This is a genomic window from Dactylosporangium sp. CA-139114, assembly GCF_050955725.1.
Lineage (GTDB): Bacteria > Actinomycetota > Actinomycetes > Mycobacteriales > Micromonosporaceae > Dactylosporangium.
Window position 1 is genome coordinate 5,657,342 of record NZ_CP192080.1, and the last position, 26,404, is coordinate 5,683,745.

25 protein-coding genes are annotated in these 26,404 nt (G+C 74.2%); 11 read left to right on the plus strand and 14 right to left on the minus strand.

What is annotated here, in order from left to right; all coding sequences use genetic code 11:
• The first annotated feature begins 144 nt into the window (after nucleotides 1-144).
• Entirely contained in the window at nucleotides 145-915 is a 771-nt protein-coding gene (locus tag ACQP2P_RS24805; protein ID WP_433604499.1) for an EcsC family protein, read from the plus strand.
• Nucleotides 916-1,089: 174 nt separating this feature from the next.
• Entirely contained in the window at nucleotides 1,090-1,863 is a 774-nt protein-coding gene (locus ACQP2P_RS24810; RefSeq protein WP_433604501.1) for an NAD(P)H-binding protein, read from the plus strand.
• Nucleotides 1,864-1,896: 33 nt separating this feature from the next.
• Here ACQP2P_RS24810 and ACQP2P_RS24815 read toward each other — a convergent pair whose 3' ends face one another.
• Nucleotides 1,897-2,415 carry a GNAT family N-acetyltransferase gene (locus ACQP2P_RS24815; RefSeq protein WP_433604503.1) on the minus strand — a complete coding sequence of 173 codons (519 nt, stop codon included), beginning with the start codon at nucleotides 2,413-2,415 and terminating at the stop codon, nucleotides 1,897-1,899.
• Between the two features lie 157 nt (nucleotides 2,416-2,572).
• Here ACQP2P_RS24815 and ACQP2P_RS24820 point away from each other — a divergent pair, with 157 nt between their 5' ends.
• Nucleotides 2,573-3,631 (plus strand): serine hydrolase domain-containing protein, encoded by a 1,059-nt coding sequence (locus ACQP2P_RS24820; protein ID WP_433604505.1) that lies wholly within the window; start codon nucleotides 2,573-2,575, stop codon nucleotides 3,629-3,631.
• Nucleotides 3,632-3,760: 129 nt separating this feature from the next.
• Nucleotides 3,761-4,618, plus strand: coding sequence for a flagellin (locus ACQP2P_RS24825; protein WP_433604507.1), 858 nt, complete (start codon nucleotides 3,761-3,763; stop codon nucleotides 4,616-4,618).
• Nucleotides 4,619-4,717: 99 nt separating this feature from the next.
• Here the strand turns inward: ACQP2P_RS24825 and ACQP2P_RS24830 are convergent, their stop codons facing one another.
• Nucleotides 4,718-5,254 carry a DNA-3-methyladenine glycosylase family protein gene (locus ACQP2P_RS24830; RefSeq protein WP_433604509.1) on the minus strand — a complete coding sequence of 179 codons (537 nt, stop codon included), beginning with the start codon at nucleotides 5,252-5,254 and terminating at the stop codon, nucleotides 4,718-4,720.
• Between ACQP2P_RS24830 and ACQP2P_RS24835 the strand changes: the two genes are divergently transcribed.
• The 3 genes from ACQP2P_RS24835 to ACQP2P_RS24845 all read left to right on the plus strand — a co-directional run bounded on the left by ACQP2P_RS24835 (nucleotide 5,243) and on the right by ACQP2P_RS24845 (nucleotide 6,785).
• On the plus strand, nucleotides 5,243-5,542 hold the full coding sequence (locus tag ACQP2P_RS24835; RefSeq protein WP_433604511.1) for a hypothetical protein: 300 nt from the start codon (nucleotides 5,243-5,245) through the stop codon (nucleotides 5,540-5,542). The two genes, ACQP2P_RS24830 and ACQP2P_RS24835, sit on opposite strands and share 12 nt — an antisense overlap.
• 87 nt (nucleotides 5,543-5,629) lie before the next feature.
• Nucleotides 5,630-6,601: a helix-turn-helix transcriptional regulator gene (locus tag ACQP2P_RS24840; RefSeq protein ID WP_433604513.1), complete on the plus strand. Its 972-nt coding sequence runs from the start codon at nucleotides 5,630-5,632 to the stop codon at nucleotides 6,599-6,601.
• A 4-nt stretch (nucleotides 6,602-6,605) separates the two neighbouring features.
• Nucleotides 6,606-6,785 carry a hypothetical protein gene (locus ACQP2P_RS24845; protein WP_433604515.1) on the plus strand — a complete coding sequence of 60 codons (180 nt, stop codon included), beginning with the start codon at nucleotides 6,606-6,608 and terminating at the stop codon, nucleotides 6,783-6,785.
• On the opposite strand, the gene ACQP2P_RS24850 is transcribed toward ACQP2P_RS24845, so the two are convergent.
• From ACQP2P_RS24850 to ACQP2P_RS24860, 3 genes are all read right to left on the minus strand, one after another.
• Nucleotides 6,782-7,150 (minus strand): Gfo/Idh/MocA family protein, encoded by a 369-nt coding sequence (locus tag ACQP2P_RS24850; RefSeq protein WP_433604517.1) that lies wholly within the window; start codon nucleotides 7,148-7,150, stop codon nucleotides 6,782-6,784. The genes ACQP2P_RS24845 and ACQP2P_RS24850 overlap by 4 nt on opposite strands.
• Nucleotides 7,147-7,512, minus strand: a complete 366-nt coding sequence (locus tag ACQP2P_RS24855; RefSeq protein WP_433604519.1) for a VOC family protein — start codon at nucleotides 7,510-7,512, stop codon at nucleotides 7,147-7,149. Before ACQP2P_RS24855 ends, ACQP2P_RS24850 begins: the two co-directional genes overlap by 4 nt.
• A 102-nt stretch (nucleotides 7,513-7,614) precedes the next feature.
• Entirely contained in the window at nucleotides 7,615-8,193 is a 579-nt protein-coding gene (locus ACQP2P_RS24860) for an adenylate kinase (RefSeq protein ID WP_433604521.1), read from the minus strand.
• Between the two features lie 127 nt (nucleotides 8,194-8,320).
• Between ACQP2P_RS24860 and ACQP2P_RS24865 the strand changes: the two genes are divergently transcribed.
• From ACQP2P_RS24865 to ACQP2P_RS24875, 3 genes are all read left to right on the plus strand, one after another.
• On the plus strand, nucleotides 8,321-8,896 hold the full coding sequence (locus ACQP2P_RS24865; protein ID WP_433604523.1) for a carboxymuconolactone decarboxylase family protein: 576 nt from the start codon (nucleotides 8,321-8,323) through the stop codon (nucleotides 8,894-8,896).
• Between the two features lie 4 nt (nucleotides 8,897-8,900).
• Nucleotides 8,901-11,345: an AAA family ATPase gene (locus ACQP2P_RS24870; protein ID WP_433604525.1), complete on the plus strand. Its 2,445-nt coding sequence runs from the start codon at nucleotides 8,901-8,903 to the stop codon at nucleotides 11,343-11,345.
• 84 nt (nucleotides 11,346-11,429) lie between these two features.
• Entirely contained in the window at nucleotides 11,430-11,915 is a 486-nt protein-coding gene (locus tag ACQP2P_RS24875; RefSeq protein ID WP_433604527.1) for a hypothetical protein, read from the plus strand.
• A 61-nt stretch (nucleotides 11,916-11,976) separates the two neighbouring features.
• Here ACQP2P_RS24875 and ACQP2P_RS24880 read toward each other — a convergent pair whose 3' ends face one another.
• From ACQP2P_RS24880 to aceA, 5 genes are all read right to left on the minus strand, one after another.
• The gene (locus ACQP2P_RS24880) at nucleotides 11,977-13,374 is read right to left on the minus strand and encodes a carbohydrate-binding protein (RefSeq protein ID WP_433619249.1); all 1,398 of its coding nucleotides are present in this window, start codon (nucleotides 13,372-13,374) and stop codon (nucleotides 11,977-11,979) included.
• 370 nt (nucleotides 13,375-13,744) lie between these two features.
• Entirely contained in the window at nucleotides 13,745-15,457 is a 1,713-nt protein-coding gene (locus ACQP2P_RS24885; protein WP_433604529.1) for an ABC transporter ATP-binding protein, read from the minus strand.
• Nucleotides 15,454-17,118, minus strand: a complete 1,665-nt coding sequence (locus ACQP2P_RS24890; RefSeq protein WP_433604531.1) for an ABC transporter transmembrane domain-containing protein — start codon at nucleotides 17,116-17,118, stop codon at nucleotides 15,454-15,456. The genes ACQP2P_RS24885 and ACQP2P_RS24890 overlap by 4 nt, the downstream gene beginning before the upstream one ends.
• A gap of 120 nt (nucleotides 17,119-17,238) precedes the next feature.
• Nucleotides 17,239-18,810, minus strand: coding sequence for a malate synthase A (gene aceB, locus ACQP2P_RS24895; protein ID WP_433604533.1), 1,572 nt, complete (start codon nucleotides 18,808-18,810; stop codon nucleotides 17,239-17,241).
• Entirely contained in the window at nucleotides 18,807-20,075 is a 1,269-nt protein-coding gene (gene aceA / locus ACQP2P_RS24900) for an isocitrate lyase (RefSeq protein WP_433604535.1), read from the minus strand. The genes aceB and aceA overlap by 4 nt, the downstream gene beginning before the upstream one ends.
• Nucleotides 20,076-20,227: 152 nt before the next feature.
• On the opposite strand from aceA, the gene ACQP2P_RS24905 reads away from it, so the two are divergent.
• Nucleotides 20,228-21,610 (plus strand): short-chain fatty acyl-CoA regulator family protein, encoded by a 1,383-nt coding sequence (locus ACQP2P_RS24905; protein WP_433604537.1) that lies wholly within the window; start codon nucleotides 20,228-20,230, stop codon nucleotides 21,608-21,610.
• Nucleotides 21,611-21,685: 75 nt separating this feature from the next.
• Here ACQP2P_RS24905 and ACQP2P_RS24910 read toward each other — a convergent pair whose 3' ends face one another.
• The 4 genes from ACQP2P_RS24910 to ACQP2P_RS24925 form a co-directional block, all read right to left on the minus strand.
• On the minus strand, nucleotides 21,686-23,077 hold the full coding sequence (locus ACQP2P_RS24910) for a M36 family metallopeptidase (protein WP_433604539.1): 1,392 nt from the start codon (nucleotides 23,075-23,077) through the stop codon (nucleotides 21,686-21,688).
• Between the two features lie 74 nt (nucleotides 23,078-23,151).
• Entirely contained in the window at nucleotides 23,152-23,436 is a 285-nt protein-coding gene (locus ACQP2P_RS24915) for a CATRA system-associated protein (RefSeq protein WP_433604541.1), read from the minus strand.
• 110 nt (nucleotides 23,437-23,546) lie between these two features.
• On the minus strand, nucleotides 23,547-25,640 hold the full coding sequence (locus ACQP2P_RS24920; RefSeq protein ID WP_433604543.1) for a PQQ-dependent sugar dehydrogenase: 2,094 nt from the start codon (nucleotides 25,638-25,640) through the stop codon (nucleotides 23,547-23,549).
• A gap of 225 nt (nucleotides 25,641-25,865) precedes the next feature.
• Complete coding sequence (locus tag ACQP2P_RS24925) at nucleotides 25,866-26,054, minus strand: DUF3072 domain-containing protein (protein WP_433604545.1); 189 nt, start codon at nucleotides 26,052-26,054, stop codon at nucleotides 25,866-25,868.
• Between the last annotated feature and the right edge of the window lie 350 nt (nucleotides 26,055-26,404).

A 26,404-nucleotide genomic window follows, 5' to 3' on the forward strand; every position in this document is an offset into this window, starting at 1 on the left:
GGCCCGACTCCCCCGGCGCAACCCGCGGCCGACGGGCCGACGCCGACCGCCGACAAGCCGACTCCCGAAGCGCCGATCTCCGCAGTGCCGACTGCCGGGGTGCCGGTTTCCGCAGTGCCGACTGCCGGGGTGCCGGTTTCCGCAGTGCCGGTCGCATCCGACCCGGCGGCCGAGGCCGACGCCGGCAGCGAGGGGCGCGGCGACCCGGGCGCACCGAAGGTCGAGGGGCCGCCGCCGGGGCTTTGGGCGAAGATGAAGGCGGACCCGGAGTACGCGCCCGAGCACCTCGCCCTCGAAGCGGTCACCAGGCTCGGCCCCAGGATGACCGTCGAGCTGGCGAAGCTCAAAGGCCAGAACCCGGGCGCCCCCGCCGACGCGCTCGCGGACATGATCATCTACCGGTACGTGAACCAGTCGCGGCTCTCCGGGGCGGTCGGCGGCGCCGTGCCGGTCGCGGGCACCCTCCTCGACGTCGGCGTGCTGGCCTGGACGCAGGCGCGGATGGTGCTCATGCTCGCCGCCAACTACGGCGTCGATCCCGCGCACCCCGACCGGGCCGTGGACCTCCTGGTGCTGCAGGGCATCCACAAGTACACGCAGACGGCCCGCACCGCGCTCGCCGTCGCGCGAGGGCGGGAAAGTGTCGACGCCCTGCTGCCCGCCGACCGTCCCGAGATGCGCAAGGTGCTCATGCGCCTCGGGCTCAAGCTCGCGCAGATGGCGGGCGTGCGAGCGGTGAAGAAGATGGCGGCCAAGGTCATTCCGGGGCTCGGGATCATCCTCGGCGGCGTCACCAACGGCAACGCGACGCGTGCGCTCGGTGGCCGGGCGATCACCATGTACCGCCGACCGCCCATGCTCACCCATCCGCACATGGCCCATCACCCGCCGCGCCAGCTCCCGCCCGCGCGCTGATCCGCCCCGAATCCGTTCCGCTCCGGGCCCCGGAGCCCCTGGGCGGGGCATCGGAAGGTTCGCTGACGCGCGCGTGAACCCGCCGACCAGCACGATCGCGCCGGCACCGGCAGAAGCGGCAGCGGCCGGGCGGCCGGCGCGAAAACGCGTTGACGGCCGTGTGAATCTTGGCGGGTGGCTACGGACTTGATCGCAGTGACCGGCGCGACGGGCGCACTGGGCCGGCTGGTGCTGGCGGAACTCCTCCGGCGGGTCCCGCCGTCGCGGGTCGTCGCCGTCGTGCGCGACCCCGGGCGGGTCGACGGGGTCGAGGCCCGCCACGGCGACTACGACGAGCCGGGGTCGCTGCGGCGCGCCTTCGAGGGCGTCGACCGGCTGCTGCTCATCTCCTCCCCCGAGCTCGACCCGGCGCGCCGGCTGGCCCAGCACCGCAACGCGATCGACGCCGCCTCCGGCGTCGGGCTGCTGGCGTACACGAGCTTCCTCGGCGCCGACGAGCCCGGCCCGGGCGTCACCGAGGCGCACCACGCGACGGAGGCCGCGGTCCGCGAGCGCGGCGGGCCGTACACGATGCTGCGCAACCCCTTCTACACCGAGGCCTTCGTCCACCCGGGCCTGCCGGCGCTTCCCGAGCTGACGAGCGGCACCGGCGGCCGCGGCCTGAACACCGCGACCCGCGCCGACCTGGCGGCGGCCGCCGCGGCCGTGCTGACCACCGGCGGCCACGAGGGCCGGGCCTACGACCTCACCGGTCCACTGTGGACCTACCCGCAGCTGGCGCGCCTGCTCGGCGTGGCGTACCGCGAGGAGCCCCCGCCCGGCCCGATGGCGTACCTGCACGGCCTGGCGAAGGCGGGCCGCCTGGAGCGGCAGACCGGCGACCTGGAGTCGCTGCTCGGCCGCGCGCCGACCGGCATCGCCGAGGTGCTCAGGGCCGCCACACGATGAGGTCCGGCGGCCCCATGCGCCCGGCGAACAGGCTCACGCCACCTTCTTGACGAGGGTCTCGAAGGCGAGGTCGGGGCGGCGGGGCACGCCGAAGCGCTCGTCGCCGTAGGGGAACGGGCTGATCTCCCCCGTCCGGGCGTACCCGCGCCGCTCGTACCAGGCGATGAGCTCGTCGCGCTGCACGATCACCGTCATGCGCACCTCCGCCGCGTCCCAGGCGTCGCGGGCGTGGCGCTCGGCCTCGGCCAGCAGGGCCGCGCCGAAGCCGCCGCGCTGGCGGGCCGGGTCCACGGCGAACATGCCGAAGTAGGCGTAGCCGTCCCGCCGCTCCAGCTGCCCGCAGGCCACGACGGCGTCGCCGTCCAGGTTGAGCAGCACGACGCTGTCCGGCTCGGCGATCGCGGCCGCGACCATGGCCGGGTCGGTGCGCTGCCCGTCGAGCAGGTCGGCCTCGGTGGTCCAGCCGGCGCGGCTGGCGTCGCCGCGGTACGCGGACTGCACGAGCGCGACGATCACGGGCACGTCGGCGGCGTCGGCTACGCGAAAGGTCACACCCCATCATGGTCCGTCGCCCGGAACCGTCACCCGGTGGGGTACGAGCTGCAGTCACGCTCACGCGGATCGAGGCGCTGGAGGTACGGCTAGCCCTACCTTCGTGCGACATGGTGGCGGGATCGCTTCGGGTGCCGCCGCGGTTCAGGCTGGTGGCATGCGGGAGACCATCGCCGTCGCCGAACGGCACGAGCTGCACGAGCTGCTGCGCGACGCGCTCGACGACCTCTGCCGGCTCGGCGCCACGGGGGCGCAGGGGCAGGTGCACGACGCCGGGCGGGACGTGTCCGCGCGGGCCTGGGCCAACTACGACGGGACATCGTTCATGCCGGCCGCGGGGCGGTTCCGGATCGGCTGCGCGACGGCGACGTTCACGTCCGTGGTCGTCCTGCGGCTCGCCGCCGAGGGTCGCCTGTCGCTCGACGACGCCGTCGCCTCGCACCTGCCCGGCCTGGGCCTGGACGCGGCCACCACCGTGCGGGACCTGCTGCGGCACACCAGCGGCCGGCCCGACTACCTCGGCGCGCTCGCGGGCGGCCCCCGGTTCGCGCACCGCGACCCCGAGGAGCTCGTCGCGTTGAGCCGGGGGCCGCGGACCGAGGGGTGGTCGTACTCCAACACGAACTACGTCCTGGCCGGTCTCGTGGTGCGGGCGGTCACCGGGCGCTCCTGGGCCGAGCAGGTGCGCAACCACATCGCCCGGCCGCTCGGGCTGCGCGACACCTACTACCCGTACGACCACCCGTCGCTGCCGCGCTCCTCCGCCCGCGCCTACCAGCAGCAGTGGCCCGGCGGCCCGCTGGTCGACGTCACCGAGCTGAACCCGACCGCCCTGGACGCGGCCGGGGGCCTGGTGAGCAGCACCGCCGACCTGACCCGGTTCTGGTGCGCGCTGCGCCGCGGCGAGCTGCTCGGCCCGGACTGGCTCGCCGAGCTGGACCGGGTCGTGCCGGCGCAGACGTATCAGCAGGTGCTCCCCGGCCTCGGGTTCGGGCTGGGAGTCTTCCGGGTGCCGTCCCGCTCGGGCGGCTTCTGGGCGCACCCGGGGGCCGCGCCGGGCACCGCCTCCTGCAACGGCGTGAACGACGACGGGTCGCGGTGCGTCGTGCTGTACCGCACCACGACCCCGGCCGACCCGGGGCTCCGGGCGGCCATGGACGCGCGGGCGCTGCGACTCGTGCAGGACGTCCTGGACCGGCCCGCAGCGCTCGGCTGACCCGCGGTCCTGTCATCCGATCGGGCAGTTCCGCCGCCGATTCCTCAGCCCGGGCGCCGGGCGGGCGATGGCACTGGCAACGGCGGCCAAGGACGGCCACCGGCCCTGACCCGATCCAAGGAGGACACCATGGGTCTTCGCATCAACAACAACATCGCCGCGCAGAACGCGTACCGGAACCTGTCGGTCACCGACACCCAGATGAGCAAGTCGCTGGAGAAGCTGTCGTCGGGCTACCGGATCAACCGGGCCGCGGACGACGCGGCCGGCCTGTCGATCTCGGAGGGCCTGCGCTCGCAGATCGGCGGCCTCAAGGTCGCCGTGCGCAACGCCCAGGACGGCATCTCCGTCGTGCAGACCGCTGAAGGTGCGCTGACCGAGACCCACTCGATCCTGCAGCGCATGCGTGACCTGTCGGTGCAGGCCTCCTCCACCGGTTCGCAGGACTCCGACGCGCGGGCCGCCGCGCAGACCGAGTTCTCGCAGCTGGGCCAGGAGCTGGACCGCATCGCCTCGACCACGGCGTTCGGTGGCCAGAAGCTGCTGGACAGCAGCAGCTCCTACACCGGCACCTTCCAGGTCGGCGCGAACGGCTCGTCGTCCGACCAGATCGCCGTCGACCTCGGCACCGCCGCGTTCGGCAGCGTCACCGGCGTGACCGGGTTCGACTCCGCGGGGCTCGGCGTGGCGTCGCTGGACCTCACCACGTCCGGCACCGCCGCGATCGCCGCGATCGACACCGCGATCAAGGGCGTCTCGACCGCCCGGGCGACGCTCGGTGCCTACCAGAACCGGTTCGAGCACACCATCAACAACATCAACGTGGCGGTCGAGAACCTGTCCGCGTCGGAGTCGCGTATCCGTGACACCGACATGGCGCAGGAGATGGTGTCGTACACCCGCTCGCAGATCCTGACCCAGGCCGGCACCAGCATGCTGGCCCAGGCCAACCAGGCACCCCAGAACGTGCTGTCCCTGCTGCGCTGACCCTGCGCGGGTAGGCGGCGGGGAGCGGACAGCGGCGTCCGCTCCCCGCCGCGGTCTTGCAAGGACGAAGCCCTGGCCGCTGCTGAGCATCGTCCAGCTTCACGACTGTGCGCGGCGCTCGCTCGCGTGCACGAGCACCGAGCACCACATGCGGTAGGGCCGCCACGGTTCGGCGATCCGGAGCATCTCGGCGTCGGTGGGCTCGTGGCTCAGGCCGTACAGCCGCCGGATCCCGGACCTGGTGAACCCCTCGGCGGGGACGGCGTCGGCGCGCCCGGCCCCGCGCAGCACGATCCCGGTGGCGAAGAAGTCGCCGATCCCCCGCAGCCGCTTCACGTCCGCGTAGGCCTCGGCGAGCGGCATGGCCCGCAGCCGGGCGCGGTCGAGGCGCCCGTCGAGCGCGGCGTCGGCGATCCCATGCAGCCGCGCCACTTTCTCCGCGTCCACGCCCGGCAGCTCGGCCAGGCCGCGCAGCACCTGCGGCGCCGGAAACGCGTGCACGACCCGGCCGCCGGCCTCGATCGCCGGCCCGTGCTCGCGGGCGATGCGGGCGCGGATGGCCCGCTGCCGGGTGACGCGAATCCGGTGGCCGATGACGAACGCGCAGGCCGCCTCGTACGGCGAGTGGAACAGCACCGGCCGCAGGTACGCGTGCTCGCGCTGCAGCGCGCCGATGACCGGGTCGCGCTCGCCGACCGCGGCCCAGCCCCGCCGTCCTCGTCGAGCGAGAGCGTGGCCAGCGCCTGCTCCCAGGCCCCGGCCGGGCCGGCCACCTCGCCGGTGACCGCGTCGCCGTCCTGGCGCAGCAGCACCGCGGCCGAGTCCGCCCAGCCCTCGACCGGGAACGCCATGAGGATCGAGCGCGGGTCGTCGGCGGGGCGCACCCAGCCGCCGAAGAACTCCTGTTGCCGGGCCATGTCGTAGGGCCCCGTGATGCGTGTGTGCATGCCGCCCATCCTGCGGCCCGAAACAGGACACGTGTTGTCATGTTTTCGGCGGTACCGTGTGATCATGCGCGGCGACCGCCTCCTCTCGCTCGTCCTGCTCCTGCAGGCGCGGCCCGGCGCGGCCGCCCCCGACCTGGCCGAACGCCTCGGCGTCTCGGTCCGCACGGTGCTGCGTGACGTCGAGGCGCTCAGCGGCGCGGGCATCCCCGTCTACACCGAGCGCGGGCGCAACGGCGGCATCCGGCTCCTGGACACCTACCGGGCGGGCCTGGCGCACCTGAGCCGGGCCGAGGGCGCGGGCCTGGCCGTCGGGCAGGCGCGTCTCGCCGGCGACCTGGGACTGGGCGACGCCCTCGACACCGCGCTGGAGAAGCTGACCGGGGCCGGCGGCGGGGCGCTGCGCGGCGGGCTGGCCGACGGCCGCAGCCATGTCCTCGTCGACGTCGACCCGTGGATGCGCTCCGGCGAGCCGGTCCCGCACCTGCCGGCCATCCACGAGGCGCTGCTGCGGGGACGCCGGATCGAGGTGGTGTACCGCGACAGCGAGGGCGACCGGACCCGCCGCACGGTCGACCCGGCGGGCCTGGTGGCCAAGGCCGGCGTCTGGTATCTGGTGACCGCCGAGCCCGCCCTGCTGCGCGTCGCCCGCGTCGAGTCCTGCACCGTGCGCCCCGAGCCGGCCGACCGCCCCGACGGCTTCGACCTGCCCGGGACGTGGGCCGCGCTGCGCTGCGGCGTCGAGTCCCGCCCGCGGGACCTGCACGTCGTCGCCGAGGCGCACCCGGCCGCGGCCGCCCTCGCGCGCCGGGTGCTGGCCCGGCACCTGACCGGCGGCTCCGGCACGCGCCTGGAGCTGTCGTTCCACGGGGTCGAGCACGCGGTCGGCAGTCTGCTCGGTCTGGGCGCCCGGCTGGAGGTGCGCTCGCCCGCACCGCTGCGCGCGGCGCTGCGCGAGGCGGCCCTCGCCGTCGCGGCCCTGTATTCCTTACCGGACGATGACGCCCATTGTGCCGGCGGCGATGGTGGAGCAGGCTGAGCGCATGCGCTGGGTCTTCGTCGTCGTGGGCGTGCTCGCACTGCTGGCCGGGATCGTGTGGACGCTGCAGGGGCTCGGCGTGCTGGGCGGCAGCTCGATGAGCGGCTCGACGCGGTGGGCGGTGATCGGCCCGATCGTCGCCGTGGTGGGCCTGGTGCTGCTCCTGCGCGGCGCCCGCCGCTAGCTCAGCGCCTCCATCACCACGAGCCCCGACCCGTCGGCGGCGTCGGCGACCGCACGGGCCTCGGCGCCGTTCGCGGTCAGCGGTTTCTCGCACAGCACGTGCTTGCCGGCGGCGAGCGCGGCGAGCGTCCACTCGTGGTGCCGGCCGTTGGGCAGCGGGATGTGGACGGCGTCGAGGCCGGGGTCGGCGACGAGCTCGGCGTAGCCCGCGTGCACGGTGCCGATGCGATGCCGCGGCGCGAACGCCTCGGCGCGGGCCCGGTCGCGGGCGGCGACGGCGGCGACCTTCACCAGGGGAACCTCGCGGGCCGGTTTCACCAGCGCGCCTGGCGCGCCGAGGATCCCGACGCGCAGCGGCCGGCTCACCGCCGCTGCTCGACCAGGCCCACGAGGTTGCCCTCGCTGTCCTCGACGAATGCGTGCCACTCCTCGGCGCCGGCCGGCCCGAGGGTGTCGTCGGCGTGGGTGAAGATGAGGTGCGGCTCGGAGCGCACGGTGGCGCCGGCGTCGCGCAGCCGGGCCGCGGTGCCCTCGATGTCGTCGACGGCGAGGTAGAGCAGGGCCGCGGGGGCGTTGCGATCGAGGAGCAGCCGCGTGCCGCCCACCTCGAAGAAGACCATCCCGGGCGGGTCGAACACGGCGACCGGCCGGGCTCCGAGCAGTTCGGCGTACCACCGGGTGGCCCGCCCGAGATCCTCGGCCCGCTGCGCGATCTGCACCAGCCTCATGCGCGCAGTATCACACGCGCCCGGACGGCCGGCCGCCGCGAGCGCGGCGAGCAGCCGGGGCCGGGCACCTCGTTGGCGGCGTAGCCCACCGCGACGGCGGCTTCAGGCTCCGGCGCGGGCCCGCAGGGCCGCGAGCACGTCGGCGCTCACGGCCTCGACCGAGCGCGTCGCGTCGACCTCGAGCAGGATGCCGCGCCGCTCGTAGAAGGTCAGGACCGGCGCCGTGACCTCGCGGTAGAGCTTGAGGCGCTGGCGGATCACGGGCTCGGTGTCGTCCGCGCGGTGCTCGACCGCGGCCCGCTTCAGCAGGCGGCGCATCAGCTCGTCGTCGTCCGCGCGCAGGTGCAGGGCGACGTCGGCGGTCATGCCGAGGGAGCGGGCCACGCGGTACGCCGCCAGCGCCTGCTCCATCGTGCGCGGGATGCCGTCGAGGACGTAGCCGCCGCCCGCCGACCGGGCCTGCTCGAGCCCCTGGCGCAGCAGCTCGAGGACGATCTCGTCGGGGACCAGCTCGCCCCGGCCGAGCAGCGGCTCGACCCGCCGGCCGAGGTCGTTGCCCTCGGCAACGTTGCGGCGCAGCAGATCGCCGACAGCGACGCGCGGGATGTGGAAGTGCTCCGCGATCACGGCGCCCTGCGTGCCCTTGCCCGCGCCCGGCGGCGCCACCATCAACACCCGCACGCGCCGACCCTAACGCACGTCAGGGCTCGCAGCGACGCGGCGACGCCGCGCCGTGCGTCGCCGGAGTAGCCAACATGGGCAGCTTCACCCATGCGCGGGCGCCGCGGCGCGCCCTAGCGTGCCCGGCATGTCCTACCTCGCCGACCCGCCCGAGTCCGACCCGGACGTCGAGCTCCTCTACGCCGCCGACCGCCACCGGCTCGGCTACGTCGCCAACTACACCCGCGCCCTGGCGTGGCGCCCGTCCGCCGTCGCGGCGTGGGCCGCGCTCAACGGGGCGATCAAGTCCACGATGGACCTGCGCCGCTACGAGCTGGCCACCCTCGCGGCGGCCCGGCGGCTCGGCTCGCGGTACTGCAGCCTCGCCCACGGCGCCGTCCTGCGCGAGCACTTCTACGACGCCGAGACGGTGACCCGGATCGCCGGCGATCACGCCACGGCGGGCCTGTCGCCGGCCGACGCCGCGGTGATGGACTTCGCCGAGCGGGTCGCGGGCGACCCGAACGGCATCACCGCCGCGGAGGTCGAGGTGCTGCGCGGACACGGCCTCAGCGACCCGGAGATCCTCGACGTGGCCCTGACCGCGGCCGCGCGCTGCTTCTTCAGCACCGTGATCGCGGCGGTCGGGGCGCGGCCCGATCCGGCCTACGAGACCGCCCTGGAGCCCGACCTGCGGCGCGCCCTGACGGGGTCTTTAGATTGATGGGGTGCATCTCATCGGTCGCGATCGCGAACTGGCCCTGCTGAACGAGGCCTGGCAGGCCGCCGGGGCCCGGCCCGGGGTCGTCCTCGTCGAGGGCGAGGCGGGCATCGGCAAGTCCGCGCTCGTGACCGCCTTCGCCGCGACCGCCGACGCGACCGTCCTGGTCGGCGAGGCCCCCGTGCTCGGCGGCGACGCCCAGCCCTACGCGCCGCTGCTGGCCGCGCTCGGCGACGTCGAGCCGTCGCGGGCGGCCGCGCTGGCGCGGATCGAGGCGGCCGCGCCGGTGGTGCTCGTGCTCGAGGACCTCGACCGCGCCGACCAGGCGAGCCGGGAGCTGCTGGCCTACCTGGCCGCGGCGCTGAGCCGGCCCCGGGTGCTGGTGATCGCCACGTACGGCGGCCCCGCCGACGACGTGCCCGGCGCCGAGCGCATCCGGCTCGGCCCGCTCGCCGACGACGACGCCGCGGCGCTGCTGGGCCACCCCGACCCCGACCGGGTCCGGCGGGCCGCCGGCAATCCGCTGCGGCTGCTCGCCGAGCCGCTGCTGGCCCCGTTCCGCGCGCTGCCGCCGCAGAGCCGCGCCGCCGTCCGGGTCGCCGCCGTCCTCGGCCGCGCCGCCGACCCGGCCCTGCTGCAGCGCATCGTCGGCGCGCCCGGCGAGCGCCTGCGCCCCGCCGTCGAGGCCGGGCTGCTCGAGGGCGAGTACCGGTTCCGGCACGAGCTCGTCCGCGAGGCCGTGTACGAGGACCTGCGCCCGGCCGAACGCGCCCGGCTGCACCGCCTCGCCGCCGACGCGATCACCGCCTCGCTCGGCTTCCGCCCGGCCGACGCCGCGCTCGTCGAGCTCGCCGAGCACTGGCACGCGGCCGGCGACGTGGACCGGGCCTTCGACGCCGCCTGGCGGGCCGCGGCCGTGGCCCGCTCCGCGCACGCGGGCCGCCTGCGCATGCTCGAACGGGTCGCGGCCACCTGGGGCCAGGTCTTCGACCCCGAGTTCCGCACCCGCACCGACCGGGTGGCCGTGCTCATGGCCGCCGCCGTCGCCGCGCTGCACGCCGCCGCCCTGCACCCCGGCGCCCTCGACCGCGGGCTGGCGCTGACCGCCGAGGCGCTGGCCGACACCCGCGACCCGGCCCGCATCGCGCCGCTGCTCGAGACGCGCAGCCACCTGCGGGAGCGCGGCGGCGGCGACGGCATCGAGGACCTGCGCGCCGCCCTGGCCCAGCAGCCCCGCAACCACCGCATCCGGGCGACGCTCGCGAGCCGGCTGGAGGCGCTGGGCCGCTCCCCCGAGGCCCAGGCCCTCGCCGAGGAGGCCGCGCACGACCGCGACCCGGCCGTGCGCGCCCTCGCCCTCGTCACCCTCGCGGCCGAGGCGAGCGACCCCGGCCCGGGCGCCGACCCGGGGACCAGCGGCTCCCGCATCGCGGTGAGCCGGGCCCGGGAGGCGATCGGGCTCGCCCGCGAGGCCGGCGACGACGACACCGAACTGCTCGGCCGGGTCGTGGAGGCCAGCGCGCTCGAGGCCGCCGGCGAGTCCCGGGCCGCCGCCGAGGTGGCCGAGGCCGGGCTGGCGACCGCCCGGCGCACCGGATCCCGGGCGCTGCGCGGGGCCATGCTCGCCGCCGCGCTCACGGCGTCGCTCACCTCGCTCGGCGAGTGGCCGCGGGCCCGGGCGGTCGCCGAGGCGGCCCTCGCGTCGTCGCCGCCGCAGCTGTACCGCGCGGTGCTCACCATCGCCGTCGGCCGCCTCGACGCGCTCGAGGGCGACCGCGAGCGCGCCGAGCACGCCGCGCGCACCGCCGAGGACCTGCTGGGTGAGCGCTACACGGGGCGGCAGTTCCTGATCCCGCTGTGGGAGCTGCGCGTCCTGCTCGGCCAGGACGCGCCGCTGGACGACCGGCAGATCCCCGCCCACCCCGCGCTCGCCTGGTCCCTGCTGCTGGCCCAGCCCGAGCCGGACCGCCGCTACGCCCAGCGGCTGCCGGTCAACGGGCCGGCTCAGCGCGCCGCGAGCCTGACCGTCGCCCGCCGGTGGGACGAGGCGATCGCCGCCTGGCGGGCCGCCGGCCAGCCGTATCGGGTCGCCCAGACCCTCGTGCGGGCCGGGCGCGCCGCGCGCGACAAGTCCACCGCGGTCGCCTGGGCCCGCGAGGCCGCCGCGATCGTGCACCGGCTCGGTGCCCGGCCCCTCGCCGAGCAGGCCGCGGCGCTGCAGAAGAGCGGCCGGCTGGAGCCCGGGGCCGCCCGGCTCACCGACCGCGAGCTGGAGGTGCTGCGGCTCATGGCCGAGCGCCGGACGAACCGGCAGATCGCCGAGGCGCTGTCCATCGCCGTCAAGACGGCAGGCGTGCACGTCACGAACATCCTGTCGAAGCTCGGCGTGAACTCGCGCACCGACGCCGCGACGGTCGCCCGCCGCCGCGGGCTGCTCGACGCCCAGCCCTGACGCCCCCTCGTGTCAAGGCCGCCCGCACGGTGCCGGCGGCCCTGGTCAGGTTCCCCGCGTCCATGGCGGCGCTAGGCTGCGTCCATGTTCGTCCGCGAACGCCGGACAACGCCGGTCGGCTCGGCCGCGCTGATCCTGCTGGTCCTGTTCACGCCGGTCGCGGCGCTGGGCCTGGTGCTCACCGGCGTGCGCTACGTGATGCACCTGAGCGCCGTCCACGAGGCGAGCGACGGCATCTGCGGCGCCGAGCCGGGCAGGACTCTCGTCGGCCCGCTCTCCCCCTACGGCCGGATCAGCCGGTGCGAGGTCCTCGACCACGGCGCCGACGCGTGGGGCGACCGGGACGGCAGCGTGACCGTCCTGCTCACCACGGACCAGGGCCTGGTCGCGCTCCGCGTCGACTACGCGGACCTGCAAGGGCCCCGCTGGTACCGCTGCGAGGGCCACGAGCTCGAGGCGGCCGACGCCCCGGGCGTGCACGGCGCGACGCAGCGCCGCCTGGCCGAGGACATCCGGTCCCGGGGCGGCGTGCTGGCCAAGCCCTGGACCCTGAGCGCCGGCGACGGCTGAGCCGCCCGGGCGCACCGGGCCGGGGGGCCGGCGCCGCGGCGCCGGCCCCCCGGGTGGGATCTCAGCCGGTGAAGGTGGCCGTGATCTGGGTGAACTGCCAGGTGTTCTGCGAGATGCCCGAGCAGTTCGACACGACGCCGCCACCCGGGCACGGCCGGTCGCGGTTGACCGACCAGAAGGCCAGGCGGGCGAGGTGGTTGTTCTGCGCGTAGTCGCGGATCTGCTGCCACTGCGCGGGGGTGGTGTTCTCCTGCTGGTCGGACAGGCCGTTCATGCCGGAGATGCCCATGTGCTTGTAGGCGGTGGCGTCGTCCCAGCCGAAGGCCGACTTGAGCATGGTCTTGAGGCCCTCGGAGGCGCTCACCGTGCTCTGGTACATGTTCGCGCCGCCGCCGAAGTCGAACGGCATGATCGTGAAGACGTCGATGTTGGCGCCCGTCGACGCGGCGCGGCTGATGAGCTGCTGCGCGTAGTAGCCGGGGCCGGTCGTCGCCGTGCCGAAGGTGACGATGACCTTCAGGCTCGGGTTGTTCTGCTTGACGATCTTGAGCGCGTCGACGATCCGGTTGCGCACCGTGTCGTTCTCGAACTCGTCGGTGTTCTCGATGTCGATGTCGATCGCCTTGAGGCCGTACGCGTTGATCACGGTCTGGTAGGCGCCGGCCAGGGCCTGCGGGGTGGAGCAGTTCGGGCCCAGCTTGTTGCCGGACCAGCCGCCGAACGAGGGGACGACGTCGCCGCCGCCGGCGCGGATCTGGTTGATCGCGGTCTGGTCCACGCCGCCGGTGAGCGGCCGGCTGCCGTCCCAGGCCGGGGTGCAGCCGCCGCTGGACAGCACGAACGCCATCGTGAACCACTTGATGCCGGTCGCCGACTGGACGGTCTGCGGGTTCGGCGGGTCGCCCCAGCCCATGTAGAGGTACGGTGCCGCGGTGCCGCCGCCCGGGGTGGTGGTGCCGCCGGTCGTGGTGCCGGTGACGCTGTTCGACGCCCCGGACTCGCCCTGGGCGTTGTACGCCTTCACCGTGTACGTGTGCGTCGAGCCCGCCGCCAGGCCCGAGACCGTGGTGCTGGTCCCGGTGACCGTGGCCTTCACCGTGGTGCCCTCGTAGACGCGGTACCCGGTCACGGTGCCGGTGGAGGCGTTCCACGCCAGCGCGAGGCTGGTGTTGGTCGTGGCCGTGATCCGCAGGTTGCCCGGGGCGGACGGCACGCCCGACGGCGTGGTGGGCGGGGGCGTGGTCGGGCCGCCGCCGCAGGCGCCGAGGTCCTTCCACAGCGACGGCGTCGCGGCGGGGTTCCAGCCGGTGCCCGGGTAGGCGGTGTGCGTCTGCAGGGCCTGGTACGTGTGGCCCTGGTACGTCACCTGGGTGCCGACGGTGTACGTGTTGCCCTCGGCCCAGTTCGGGGCGGTACACGCGGCCAGGGCGGCGGTGCTGGCGGCCTCCGCGTGGAGCATGGGCACGAGGAAGAGGGTTGCCGCGATGGTCAGTGCCGCGCCCCCTGCCAGGGCCAATCTACGACGTCGAGTTCTCAATGGAGCTCCTCACCATCGATGGATCGATGGTGAGGAACGCTAGCAGTTAACATTATTAAATGTAAGAGTCGGGAGCCGCGGATGCCGCGTCCCGGCGGCGCCGCGCCCTCCTCGCACGCGCGAACGCCTCGATGCGGTCGAGGTCCCGGGGCCGCGGACCGCGGCGAGGGTGCGGCCGGATCAGCAGGCCGCCGCCCCCGGTCAGCTCGTCGAACACCGCCCCCGCGCGAGGCACCGCGCACGTTGATCACCCCGTCGACGCCGAGCAGCCACACCGGCACCCGGGCCGCCGTCACCCGCCGTGCCACTGCCGCCAGAGCCTCGCGTACGGGCCGTCGTGCGTGATCAGCTCGTCGTGGGTGCCCACCTCGATGATCCGGCCGCCGTCCATGACCGCGATGCGGTCCGCGTCGTGCGCCGTCTGCAGGCGGTGGGCGATGGCGATCACCGTGCGCTGGTGCAGCACCGCGGCCAGTGCCCGCTCCGCCGCCCGGGCCGCGCGCGGGTCGAGCAGCGCGGTCGCCTCGTCCAGGATCACCGTGTGCGGGTCGGCGAGCAGCACCCGCGCGAGGGCCAGCTGCTGCGCCTGGGCACCCGTCGGCGGGTGCTCGCCGAGGTCGGCGTCCAGGTCGTCGGCCCAGTCCGCGCCGACCGTGCGCAGCGCCGCGGCCAGCCGCTCGTCCGGCGCCGGCACGATCAGGTTGTCCCGGACCGTCTCGCGGAAGACGTGGTGCTCCTGCGTCACCAGCACGACCTGCCGGCGCAGCAGGTCCGGCGGCAGGTCGGCGACCGCGACCCCGCCGACGGTGACCGTGCCGGTGCGGGGACGATCCACGCCGGCCAGCAGCCGGCCCAGGGTGGACTTGCCGGCCCCCGAGAGGCCGACGATCGCCAGCCGCTCGCCGGGCTGGACCGTGAGATCCACGTCGTGCAGCACGTCCGGGCCGCCGGGGTACGCGTAGCTGACGCCGCGCACCTCGATCCGGTCGCCGTCCGGGGCGGCCGCGGCCGTCGCCGGTTCGGCGGGCACGGCGGCCAGCCCTTCGACCCGGGCGAACGACGCGCCGCTGCTCTGCAGCTGCTCCAGCCAGATCAGGATGGTGTCCATCGGCCCGATCAGCTGGCGCAGGTACAGGGTGGCCGCGACGACCGTGCCGAGCGTGACACGGCCGTCGCGCTGGAGCAGCCCGCCGATCAGCAGCACCAGGACGACCGGGATGTTGTAGGAGCCCTCGGCGGCCGGGAAGTACACCGAGCGCAGGCGCAGGGTGGCCAGCCGGCTGCGCCTGGTCCGGGCGATCGCGGCCCGGCCCACCGCCAGCCGGGACCGGTGCAGGCGGAACGCCTCGATCGTGCGGGCCCCGGCGGTGGTCGCGGCCAGCTCCTCCGCCAGCTCCGAGTTCGCGGCCCCCTCCTCCAGGTAGGCGCCGCGAGCCCGGCGCAGGTACCAGCGGCCGGTGACCACGATGCCGGAGAGCCCGAGAAGACCGGCCACGCCGAGCAGCGGGTCGAGCACGAGCACCGCCCCGACCAGGAACAGCGCCTGCACGCCGGCGACGAACACGCCCGGCAGCACGTCGCGCAGCGTGCCGGCCACCGCGTCCACGTCGGTCGTGCCACGGGCGGCCAGGTCCCCGGGCGGCACCCGCTCGACCACCGAGGCGGGCAGGCTCAGCGCGCGGCTCAGGAAGCCGACCCGGATGCGGGCCGCGGTGCGCTCGCCGAAGCGGTACCCGAGCAGCAGCGCCGTCCGGGCGAGCACCGTCTGGGCCAGGGCGCACAGCACGACGGCGCCGGCCAGCAGGTCGATGCGGGCCGCGGCGCCCGGCCCGGTGACCGCGTCGACGATCCGGCCCAGCAGGTACGGCGCGCCGAGGGCGGCCACCGCGGCCAGGACGTTGAGCAGGAGGATGCCGGCGGCGGCCCACCGGTCGGCGGCGATCAGGCGCCCGGCGGCCCGGGCGACCCGGCGAGCGTCGGCGATCGGCAGCACCGGGGCGCTCACGACGCCTCCGGGGCCGCGGCGAAGGTCCGGTTCACCAGGTCGCGGTACCCGGGCTCGCGCTCCAGCAGCTCGCGGTGCGTGCCGGAGGCGGCCACGCGGCCGTCGACGAGGTAGAGCACGACGTCGGCCCGGTCCAGCAGCACCGGCGACGTGGTGGACAGCAGGGTGCCGCGGCCGGCGCGGGCCGCGGCCAGCCGCTCGGCGACCGCCGCCTCGGTGTGCGCGTCCACCGCCGAGGTGGGGTCGGTCGCGAGCAGCATCTCCGGGTCGGCGGCGAGCGCCCGGGCCAGCCGGACCCGCTGCCGCTGGCCGCCGGAGAGGTTGCGGCCGTCGCGCTCGACGAGGTGGTCCAGCCCGGCGATGTCGGTCGCGACCGCGGCGCCGATCGCCCGGCGGATCGCGTCGTCGCCGGCCCCGGTGCAGCCCGCGACCACGTCCCGCAACGTCCCGGCGAAGAGGTCCGCGTCGTGGTCGGCGACCAGGATCCGCTCGCGTACCGCCGGTTTCGCGACCTCGGCGATGCGGTAGGAGCCCCAGGAGGCGGCGGTCGGCGCGTACCGGCCGAGCCGGTCGATGATCGCGGCCGCGTCGTGGGGACGGGCCGAGGCCAGCATGGTGAGGCGCCCGGGCTCGGCGACCACGCCGGACTCCGGGTCGCGCAGGACGGCCGGGCCCCCCGGGGCGGTGCCGTCGCCCGGCTCCTCGACGGGCAGCCGCAGGAACGCGATGATCCGCCGGGCGGCGATCACCCCGCGGCTGACGTCACCCGCGCTGAAGATCAGCATCCAGGTCGGCACGACGAGGATCGCCACGTAGCCGTAGACTGCGACCAGCTCGCCGACGGTGAGCTCGCCGCGGACCGTCAGCCGCGCCGCCAGCCACGTCACCGCGGCCAGGAAGATCGTCGGCAGGCCGTCGCCGAGCGCGGAGATCCAGCTCAGCGCGCCGCCCATCCGGTAGCCCTCGGCCCGGACGGCGTCGGACTGCGCGGCGTACCGGCGCAGGTGGGCGTCCTTGCCGCCGAGCCCGTTGAGGATGCGCAGGCCGCCGAGCACGTCGACCAGCCGCGTGGCCAGGCGCCCCTGCCGCTCGCGGTACTCGCCGCCGGCGGTGTTGAGCCGGCGCAGCAGCGGCCCGAGCACCAGCGCGAGCACGACCACCCCGGCCGCCACCACCAGCGCGATCATCCCGGACACCCGCACGAGCAGCGTCATCACGACCGCATAGGCGACGACGGCACCCACGCCCGGCCCGGTCACGGTCAGCGCCCGCGCGACGAGCCACACGTCCCCGATGCCGATGGTGACGACCTCGCCCGCGGTGATCCGGCGGGGCAGCGCGGCCCCGAGCGCCACCCCGTGCGCCATGACCGCGTCCGCCGTGCGCAACGCGCCGTCCAGCCGGATGTTGGTCATGGTCCGGTGGCGCAGGATGCCGAGCACCGCGTTCGCCACGCCCACCGCGAAGATCGCGCCGGCCCAGGCGAGCAGCGGGCCGGCCTGCCGTGGGCGCAGGCCGCGGTCGACCGCCTGGGAGAGCAGGTACGGCGTGATCGCGAGGCTGAGCATCCACAGCGTGCTCCACACCGCGCCGAGCGCGATCCGCCGCTTCTGCCGCCCTACCAGCCACCCCAGATACCACCCGGGCCCCCGTGTCCGCATCCGTTCATCATCGCCGATGCGGCGCCCCGCGCGGGGACCCGCGGGCCGGCCCTCTTGCCGATGTCCACGGACGGGGTGGCCCCGGCCTCGTCGGCCGGGGCGCGGGACAGCCCCCCGGTGCTACGCCGACGGGGCCAGGTGGGCGTACGCGTCCGTGGTGAAGAACGGCGGCAGGTGCTCGTCGAGCGCCGCCCGCTCCACGATCCCGGCCGCGGCCAGGGCGCGTTCGAGCTCGGCTCCGCTGCGTCCCTCGACGAGCGCGGCCAGCTCCTCGGCGAGCAGTGCCCGCACCGTCTCCTCGGTCACCGTGCCGCCGCCGGCCAGCGGGGTGTGGTGATGCAGCCACTGCCACACCTGGCAGCGGGCGATCTCGGCGGTGGCCGCGTCCTCCATGAGGTTCGACAGTGCCACCGCGCCCGTGCCGCCGAGCCAGGCGTCGATGTACCGCAGCGCCACGGAGATGTTCGAGCGCAGCCCGGCCGCCGTGACCTGGCCCGGCGTCTTATCGACGGCGAGCAGGTCGGTGGCGGTCACCTCGACGTCCTCGCGGAGCACCGAGAGCTGGTCGGGCTGCTCGAAGGCCGCGCGGCACACGTCGACGAGGCCCGGGTGCGCCACCCAGGAGCCGTCGAACCCGTCGGCCGCCTCGCGCTGCTTGTCGGCGCGCACCTTCGCGGTCGCGGTCGCGTTGACCGCCTCGTCGCGGCTCGGGATGAACGCGGCCATGCCGCCGATGGCGTGGGCGCCGCGCCGGTGGCAGGTGCGCACGAGCAGCTCGGTGTACGCCCGCATGAACGGCACCGTCATCGTGACCTCGGCGCGGTCGGGCAGGACGAAGTCCGACCACTGGCCGAAGTTCTTGATGATGCTGAAGATGTAGTCCCACCGGCCCGCGTTCAGGCCGGCCGAGTGCTCGCGCAGCTCGTAGAGGATCTCGTCCATCTCGAACGCGGCGGTGATGGTCTCGATGAGCGTCGTGGCGCGGATGGTGCCGCGGGGCAGGCCGAGGTACTCCTGCGCGAACACGAACACGTCGTTCCACAGCCGCGCCTCGCGATGGTCCTCGAGCTTGGGCAGGTAGAAGTACGGCCCCGAACCGGCGTCGAGCTGGCGCCCGGCGCAGTGGTACAGGTACAACCCGAAGTCCACGAGGCTGGCGGAGATCGGGCGGCCGTCGACGACGATCCACTTCTCGACCAGGTGCCAGCCGCGGGGCCGGACCACGATGGTGGCGATCTCGTCGCCGAGCGCGTACCGCTTGCCGCGCTCGTCGGTGAAGTCGAGGTTGCGGTCCAGCGCGTCCATGAGGTTGAGCTGCCCGCCGATGACGTTGTCCCAGGTCGGTGCGGTCGCGTCCTCGAAGTCGGCCAGCCACACCTTGGCCCCGCAGTTCAGCGCGTTGACCGTCATCTTGCGCTCGGGCGGCCCGGTGATCTCGACCCGGCGGTCCTCGAGCCCGGGGGCCGGCGGCGCGACCCGCCACGTGTCGTCCTGGCGGATGCGCGCGGTGTCGGGCCGGAAGTCCGGCAGCTGGCCGGCGGCGAAGCGGGCCCGACGGGCGCGGCGGGTGTCCAGCAGCGCGACCCGGCGGGCGGCGAAGCGGTCGTCGAGGGCGACGAGGAAATTCAGCGCGTCCGGGGTGAGCACCTCGTCATAGCGATCGGCGAGCGCGCCATTGATCTTGTACCTCATGCGAACTGCTCCTGTTCCGTCGATCCGTGCAGCGCCGTGGTCTCGCCCTTGGGGTTGAGCACGGTGCTGATCAGGTCGAAGTAGCCCGTGCCCACCTCGCGCTGGTGCTTGACCGCCGTGTAGCCGTGCGCCTCCGCGGCGAACTCGCGCTCCTGCAGCGCCACGTAGGCCGTCATGCCCTCGTTGGCGTACCCCCGCGCCAGGTCGAACATCGAGTAGTTCAGGGCGTGGAAGCCGGCGAGGGTGATGAACTGGAACTTGTACCCCATGTGGCCGAGCTCGCGCTGGAACTTCGCGATCGTGGCGTCGTCGAGGTGCTTGCGCCAGTTGAACGACGGCGAGCAGTTGTACGCCAGCATCTGGTCCGGGTGCTCGCGCTTGACGGCCTCGGCGAAGCGCCGCGCGACCTCGAGGTCCGGGGTGCTGGTCTCCATCCAGAGCAGGTCGCTGTACGGCGCGTAGGCGATCCCTCGCGCGATGCACGCGTCCACGCCGTTGCGGCACCGGTAGAAGCCCTCGGCGGTCCGCTCGCCGGTGACGAACGGCTGGTCGCGCTCGTCGATGTCGGTGGTGAGCAGCGTCGCGGCCTGCGCGTCGGTGCGCGCCACGATCAGCGTCGGCACCCCGGCGACGTCGGCGGCCAGCCGCGCGGCCTGCAGGGTGCGGATGTGCTGCCCGGTCGGGATGAGGACCTTGCCCCCGAGGTGGCCGCACTTCTTCTCGGACGCGAGCTGGTCCTCCCAGTGCACGCCGGCCGCGCCCGCGACGATCATGCCGGTCATCAGCTCGTACGCGTTGAGCACCCCGCCGAAGCCGGCCTCCGCGTCCGCGACGATCGGGGCGAGCCACTCAGTCTCCGCATCACCCTCGGCGGTGGTGATCTGGGCGGCGCGCAGCAGCGCGTTGTTGATCCGCCGCACGACCGCCGGGACCGAGTTGGCCGGGTAGAGGCTCTGGTCCGGGTAGGTGTGCCCGGAGAGGTTGGCGTCGGCCGCGACCTGCCAGCCGGAGAGGTAGATGGCCTTGAGACCGGCCCGGACCATCTGCACGGCCTGGTTGCCGGTCAGCGCGCCGAGGGCGTGGATGTAGTCCTCGTCGTGCAGCAGCTGCCAGAGCCGCTCGGAGCCGCGTCTGGCGAGGGTGTGCTCCTCCTGAATCGCGCCCCGCAGCCGCACCACGTCCGCCGCGTCGTAGTCGCGCCGCACGCCGTGCCAGCGGGGGTCGGTGTCCCATTCCTGTCGCAACCGCTCAACGGCGTCACTCATGATTCCACTCCCTCGTTCGGTGCTTCTCCGCCCACGGTCACACGGGGCGAACGGGCCGGTCGAGGGGCGGAAAAAGCCAAGTCTTGCCAAGTTTCCGGGCGACTTTGCCAAGTTGCGAAATCACAATTTGACATTGGTGCTATTTCTTGAGGATGGCAAAGGTGTTCGCGGGCGCGCGGCTGCGGCGGCTGCGTGAGGAGCACGGGCTGAGCCAGACCGACCTCGCCCGGCACCTGGCCATCTCGCCGAGCTACCTCAACCAGATCGAGCACGACGTGCGGCCGCTGACCGCCCCGGTGCTCATCCGCGCCACGGAGCTGTTCGGCGTCGACCCGGCCGTGTTCGCGCCGCACGACACCCCGCAGCTCGTGGCCGGCCTGCGCGAGGCGCTCGCCGGCACCGGGAGCATCGCCGACCTCAGCGAGCTGGCCACCCGCCTGCCGGAGCTGGCCGAGGCGATCATCGACCTGCATCGGCGGTACCGCCAGGTCTCCGACCAGCTCACCGAGCTCGTCGGCGACCGGGGACAGCTCGGGCGCAGCCCGCACGACCAGGTCACCGAGTTCTTCTACCGCCGCCAGAACTACGTGCCGCAGCTGGACGAGGCCGCCGAGGCGCTCGCCGCGCGGATGGGGCTGCGCCGCGGCGAGGTGCGCCCGGCGCTGCGGGACCGCCTGGCGCAGCGGCACGGGGTGCGCATCGTGCGCGACGACTCGCTCGAGGGGGACCTGCACCGGTACCGGCCGCAGACCCAGACCCTGCACCTCACCAGCGCGCTGCGGGCCGGGCAGGAGGCGATGCGGATGGCGGCGCACCTGGCGCTCATGGAGTACGCGGACGTCATCGACGAGATCGTCGAGGAGGAGCACTTCGAGGACGTGCAGACGCAGATCCTCACGCGCGTCGGGCTCGCCAACTACTTCGCGGCGGCGCTGATCCTGCCGTACGAGCAGTTCCTGGCCGCCGCCGAGACCCGCCGCTACGACATCGACCTGCTGACCGAGCACTTCGCGATGGGCTGGGAGACCGTCTGCCACCGGCTGAGCACCCTGCAGCGCCCCCGCGCCCGCGGCGTGCCGTTCTCCTTCGTGCGCGTCGACCGCGCCGGCAACATGTCCAAGCGCCAGTCCGCGACGGGCTTCCCGTTCTCACGCACCGGCGGGACATGTCCACTGTGGAACGTGTACGAGGCGTTCAGCTCCCCGGGCCGCGCGGTGGTGCAGATCGCGGCGATGCCGGACGGCCAGCGGTACCTGTGGATCGCCCGCACCATCACGCGCCACCACGGCGGCTACGGCCAGCCGGGCAAGGTCTACGCGATCGGCCTGGGCTGCGAGATCCGGCACGCCTCGCGGCTGGTCTACTCCACCGGCATGGACCTGACCGACGCCGCCGCCGCGATGCCGATCGGCCCCGGCTGCAAGACCTGCGAGCGCGCGACGTGCCCCCAGCGGGCCGCGCCGCCGATCAGCCGGCACCTGGACCTCGACGAGAACCGCAGCACGTTCGTGCCCTACCCGCTCAAGGGCCGCTGAGCGCACGCCGGGACCAGGTGGCGACCTGGCGACGGCGGCCGGAATGCCCCCGCCGCCAGGTCCTGACCCGAGCGGTCAGAGGATGCCGCGGGCGTGGAAGGCGGCCCGCACCTTGTCCGCGGCCGCCTGGCCGTAGAGCGCCTTCGCGGTCTTGACCGTCTGCCGCGCCGCGGCCGGCATCGTGGTGTTCGGGTCGAAGCCGAAGTGGGCCTCGATGATCACCCGGTTCGCGCGGGTGCGGCCGAGCGCGGTGTTGACGTCGAACAGCGCCCGCGACCAGATCTCGCCGTCGGCGTGGACCTCGCCCTCGAGGTCGGCCGGGTACATCTTGGTGCCGTCGACCCGGCGCAGGCAGTGCGGGGTGTCGTCGGTGTACGCGGTCGAGTCCCAGTCCGCGATGCAGGCCAGCGGCGTGCGGCGGGTGTCGGGGCTCGTCGCCTGCGACATCGTGAACGCCCAGTAGTCGCCGAAGCCCTCGCCGATGGAGCCGGCCTCGATCGCCTCGCCGAAGCCGGGCACCTGGTCGTCCTGGATGGCGTGGCCGTACTCGTGCCAGATCACCTCCTCGTCCTCGGCGTCGTCGACCCCGCCGGTGCCGAACGTGATGCCGTCGGTGTCCGGGTCGTAGAAGGAGTTGTCGTCGCTCAGCCCGGTCGTCGAGTAGTCCTGCGGCTCGTTGTTCACGTCGCCGAAGCCGAGCGTGTGGAGGTACTCCTGCGCGGAGGTGATGCTGTAGTACCCCATCACCTGCTCGAAGCCGGGCTGGGAGCGGTTGTAGGCGAACGTGCGCCGGGCCGAGCGGACCGCGCCGTCGCTGATGTTGTTCGCGTACGACCCCTGCAGCGTGGTACCGCGGCCGTCGAGATGGTCCAGGGTCACGGTCGTGTACGCCGCGCGCAGGGCCGGGTAGTCGGCGTCGTCGCGGTCGGTGAGGTTCTCGTTCTGCAGCGCCGCGACCGGGTTCGGGGCGAACACCGTGCCGGTGCCGGAGGCCTCCTTGACCAGGTTCTTCTCCTCCAGCTGGGCCCCGTTGCCGGCGTCGAGCACCGTGCGCACGGAGCCGTGCCCCGTGCGGGTCACCACGACCCACGCGAGCTTCGCGGGGGCGCCCGGCACCACGACCAGCTCGGAGCGCGCCGCCTGGCCGCCGGTGCGCCCGGCCACCGAGGCGCGGGCGTGGTCGGCGGCGACGCCGGGCGTCTCGCTCGCCAGGCCCCGGACCTCGAGCCGGCCGTCCTGCACCGTGACCTCGCCGGTCGCCGAGTCGGTGTGCGTGGCGAAGAAGCCGCCGAGGACGGGCAGGCCGTGGTAGAGCTGCTGGTACCACGTGTGCGTGCCGAGCAGCGACTGGCGCACCTGCACCGGCCGCAGCCCGTCCGGCACCGGCGGCGGCGCCGCGTGCGCCGCAGTGCCCGCGGCGGTGACCAGGAGCGCGCCGGAGGCCGTGGCCGCCAGCCATCGATTCACGCGTCGTCGCATCATGACGCGACCCTAGAACACATCCGCATGTGCTGATGTCTTGCGAGGGGGTCGACGAGGGGTCAGGAAATGCCGGCGCGCACGCGGCGGATGAGCGTGTCGATCTTCTCCGCGAGGGCGGGCGGGCACAGCGACGTACCGTGGCCGCCGATCGAAGGCGTCGAGCCGGGCCGCAGCAGTTCGAGGCGCTGGTGGGCATCCCGCAGCGCGGCCGGATCGTCGTCGCGCAGCGCCCGGTCGACGCGGGCGGCGAGCCCGTCGAGCAGAATCCACGCGGCGGCGGGCAGCCGCCACCGTTGCGCGTCCGCGAGCGTGTCCACGATCCCGCGGGGCGTCCGCTCAGCCAACGCGGCCCGCCGGGAAGATCACCGCGGCGGGACACAGGCGCTGGAACGGGTCGGTGACGATGATCAGAGCCTACCCTTCCGGCCGCCGCCCGCCCATCGTCGCCCGCGGGTCAGCCGAGCTGCACGTGGAAGAGCTTCTCGTCGCTGTTGTTCGGGATGCTGTCCTTGTCGCCGAGGTTGGACGTGGTCAGCCAGAGGCCGCCGTCCGGAGCGGGTTCGACGGTGCGCAGGCGGCCGTAGGTGCCGTTGAAGTACACCTGCGGCGTCTGCAGCCCGGTGCCGCCGATCGGGGCGCGGTAGAGCCTGGTCCCGCGCTCGCACGCGATGTAGACGACGTCGCGCACGACGGTCAGCCCGGAGCAGGAGCCCTCGGCCGTCGGGTACGTCCGCTTCGGCGCGATGTACCCGGCGGTGCCGCAGGTCCCCGACGTCCCCTCGCAGGCGGGCCAGCCGTAGTTGCCGCCCCGCGTGATCAGGTTCGTCTCGTCCATGATCGAGTTGCCGAACTCCTGCTCCCAGAGCCGGCCCTGCGAGTCGAACGCGAGACCCTGCGGGTTGCGGTGACCGTAGCTCCACACGTAGTTGCCGAACGGGTTGTCCGACGGCACCGACCCGTCCGGGTTGAGCCGCAGGACCTTGCCGTTGAGGCTGCCGGTGTTCTGCGCGTTGTCGCCGTTCTGCGCGTCACCGGTGGCCGCGTAGAGCTTGCCGTCGGGCCCGAAGCGCAGCCGCCCGCCGTCGTGGAACTTGTTGCGCAGGATGCCGCTGAGCAGCACCTGCTCGGTGCCGAGCCGGTCGCCGTCGAGCTGGATGCGCACGATGCGGTTGTCGGTCGGCGAGGTATGCATGATGTAGAGCCAGTGGTCGGTCGCGAAGGTGCTCGCGATCGCCAAGCCGAGCAGCCCGCCCTCGCCGTCGGTGTTCTCGACGTTCGGGACCGCGCCCACAGCGGTCTTCGCGCCCGTCGCCGGGTTGAGCTTGACGATGTCGTGGGCGTCGCGCCGCGTGTAGAGGATGCTGCCGTCGGGCAGCGTGACCAGCCCCCACGGGATGTCGCTGTCGGTGCCGACCTGCGTCACCGCGCACACCGGGCTGCCGCAGCTCGCGCCGGTGGTGACGGTCGCCGTGTTGCTGTGCGGCGAGACGTTGGCCTGGGCGTCGCGGGCCACGACGTAGTACCGGTAGGTCGTGCTCGGTGCCAGCGCGCTGTCGATGAACGTCGTCGCGGTGGCGCCCGTGACCGTGGCGACCTTCGCGTTGTCGCGATAGATGTCGTACGCCCGCACGCCAACATTGTCCGAGGCCGCCGCCCACGCCAGGCTGACCGACGTGCCGCTCGCGGTCGCCGTGAGGCTCCCGGGAGCCGTCGGCGCCTGCGAGTCGGGCTGGCACTGCGGCGGCGTGACGGGCACCGTCGTGCTCGCCTGCGAGACGTTCCCGGCGGCGTCCCGCGCGTTGACGTAGAGCCCCCAGGTGACCCCGGCGACGACGGTCAGCCCGGTCGACAGGGTCGTCCCCGGTACCGACTTCATGAGCTGCCCGTCGTGGTACACGTCGTAGAACGCGACCCCGACGTTGTCGCTCGCCGCGTCCCACGAGAACGTGACGGCGTCGCACACCAGGCCGCTGACCCGCGGATTCCCCGGGACAGTCGGCGCCTGCGTGTCCCCGGAGCCCAGGCTCGTCCGCCACTGCTGATTACTCTGCCCGTTACAGGTCCAGAGGTTCACCGGCGTGCTGTTCGCGGTCCCCGCCCCGTCGACGTCGAGGCACAGCCCCGACTGCACGCCGACGATGCTCCCGTCGGCGTTGATGCGCCACCGCTGGTTGGCGCCGCCGTTGCACGTGTAGATCTGCAGCCTCGCCGGCGAGGTGGTGTCCTGCCCCTCGACGTCGAGGCACTTCGGGGAGGCGTACACGCGCAGCTCCCCCGCCGCCGTGAACGTCCACGCCTGGTTGTCCTGCCCTTTGCAGTCGTAGATGTTGACGCCGGTCTTGTCGGCGTGACTCTGCCCGACCACGTCGAGGCAGCGCCCGGAGCCGGCACCGACGATGGTGCCGCCGGCCGCCGCCTGCGCGGGGACGAGCACGGCGGCCGTGACCCCGCCGACCGCGACGAGCAGCGCCGCACCTCCGACAGCCAGCCGCCGCCGGCCGGACCGCACCCCGGCACGGTCGCGCCACGAACGCGAAGCAGGTCGCATCAGGCCTCCAGCCAACCCCGACCGCGACCAAGCCGCGGCACCCTGCGCACCGGGCGCGCAACGCTGCGAGTAAGCCCGGGCGTGGGAGCGGCTGGCGGACCGCCCCACGCATCCGGACAGACACCATCGAAGTTGCACGATCCCCGCATGTCAACCGCGGGGACGAGAAATAAGGATCTGCAAACGCGGCGTTAAAGCGGCCGCCACGGCAGGGCGGCGCGGGGGTCAGCCGCGGCCGGTCTCCTGCCGCAGCTCGTCGATCAGCTCCGACGCCTCGGCCTTGGTCAGGTCCTCCGGCACGTTCTCGCCCGCCTCGCGGGCGAGGGTGTGCAGGTAGGACTCCTGCGGGCCGGTCATCGGCTCGTCGCCGGTCACCCAGTCCGCCGGGTCCTTCTCGGGGTTGCGGTCGGTCACGATACTCCTCCTTCTCGAACACCTGTTGCATACCCGCCGCCGCGAGCGTGAATCATGGACCGGTGGCACCGCGCCCGCCTGCTGACCCGTCCACCATGGACCGCCGCCCGCGCGATGGCCCGCCGTCCTAAATACTAGTTTTCCGATAGGGATTGACAAGTTAGCACCGCGCTCCTTAAGTTGCCCGGTAAGCGGATGCGACCACGGCGTCCGCGTCGACGAAGGGGCGATGCCATGAACGCCGCGCAGTGTCGCGCTCACCGTTCGGCCTGACGCCTCCCGCGACCGGCCCTGCGCCGTCGCCCCCCGTCGCACTCTCCAGCAACCCGGCCGTACCCGGATGGAGCACT

Excerpts from the sequence above, each read along its gene's own strand:
- ACQP2P_RS24820 (WP_433604505.1), top strand. The coding sequence starts at position 2,573 with ATGCGGGAGACCATCGCCGTCGCCGAACGGCACGAGCTGCACGAGCTG.
- ACQP2P_RS24825 (WP_433604507.1), top strand. The coding sequence starts at position 3,761 with ATGGGTCTTCGCATCAACAACAACATCGCCGCGCAGAACGCGTACCGG.
- ACQP2P_RS24840 (WP_433604513.1), top strand. The coding sequence starts at position 5,630 with ATGCGCGGCGACCGCCTCCTCTCGCTCGTCCTGCTCCTGCAGGCGCGG.
- ACQP2P_RS24845 (WP_433604515.1), top strand. The coding sequence starts at position 6,606 with ATGCGCTGGGTCTTCGTCGTCGTGGGCGTGCTCGCACTGCTGGCCGGG.
- ACQP2P_RS24855 (WP_433604519.1), bottom strand. The coding sequence starts at position 7,512 with ATGAGGCTGGTGCAGATCGCGCAGCGGGCCGAGGATCTCGGGCGGGCC.
- ACQP2P_RS24865 (WP_433604523.1), top strand. The coding sequence starts at position 8,321 with ATGTCCTACCTCGCCGACCCGCCCGAGTCCGACCCGGACGTCGAGCTC.
- ACQP2P_RS24875 (WP_433604527.1), top strand. The coding sequence starts at position 11,430 with ATGTTCGTCCGCGAACGCCGGACAACGCCGGTCGGCTCGGCCGCGCTG.
- ACQP2P_RS24880 (WP_433619249.1), bottom strand. The coding sequence starts at position 13,374 with ATGCTCCACGCGGAGGCCGCCAGCACCGCCGCCCTGGCCGCGTGTACC.
- ACQP2P_RS24890 (WP_433604531.1), bottom strand. The coding sequence starts at position 17,118 with ATGCGGACACGGGGGCCCGGGTGGTATCTGGGGTGGCTGGTAGGGCGG.
- aceB (WP_433604533.1), bottom strand. The coding sequence starts at position 18,810 with ATGAGGTACAAGATCAATGGCGCGCTCGCCGATCGCTATGACGAGGTG.
- aceA (WP_433604535.1), bottom strand. The coding sequence starts at position 20,075 with ATGAGTGACGCCGTTGAGCGGTTGCGACAGGAATGGGACACCGACCCC.
- ACQP2P_RS24905 (WP_433604537.1), top strand. The coding sequence starts at position 20,228 with ATGGCAAAGGTGTTCGCGGGCGCGCGGCTGCGGCGGCTGCGTGAGGAG.
- ACQP2P_RS24920 (WP_433604543.1), bottom strand. The coding sequence starts at position 25,640 with ATGCGACCTGCTTCGCGTTCGTGGCGCGACCGTGCCGGGGTGCGGTCC.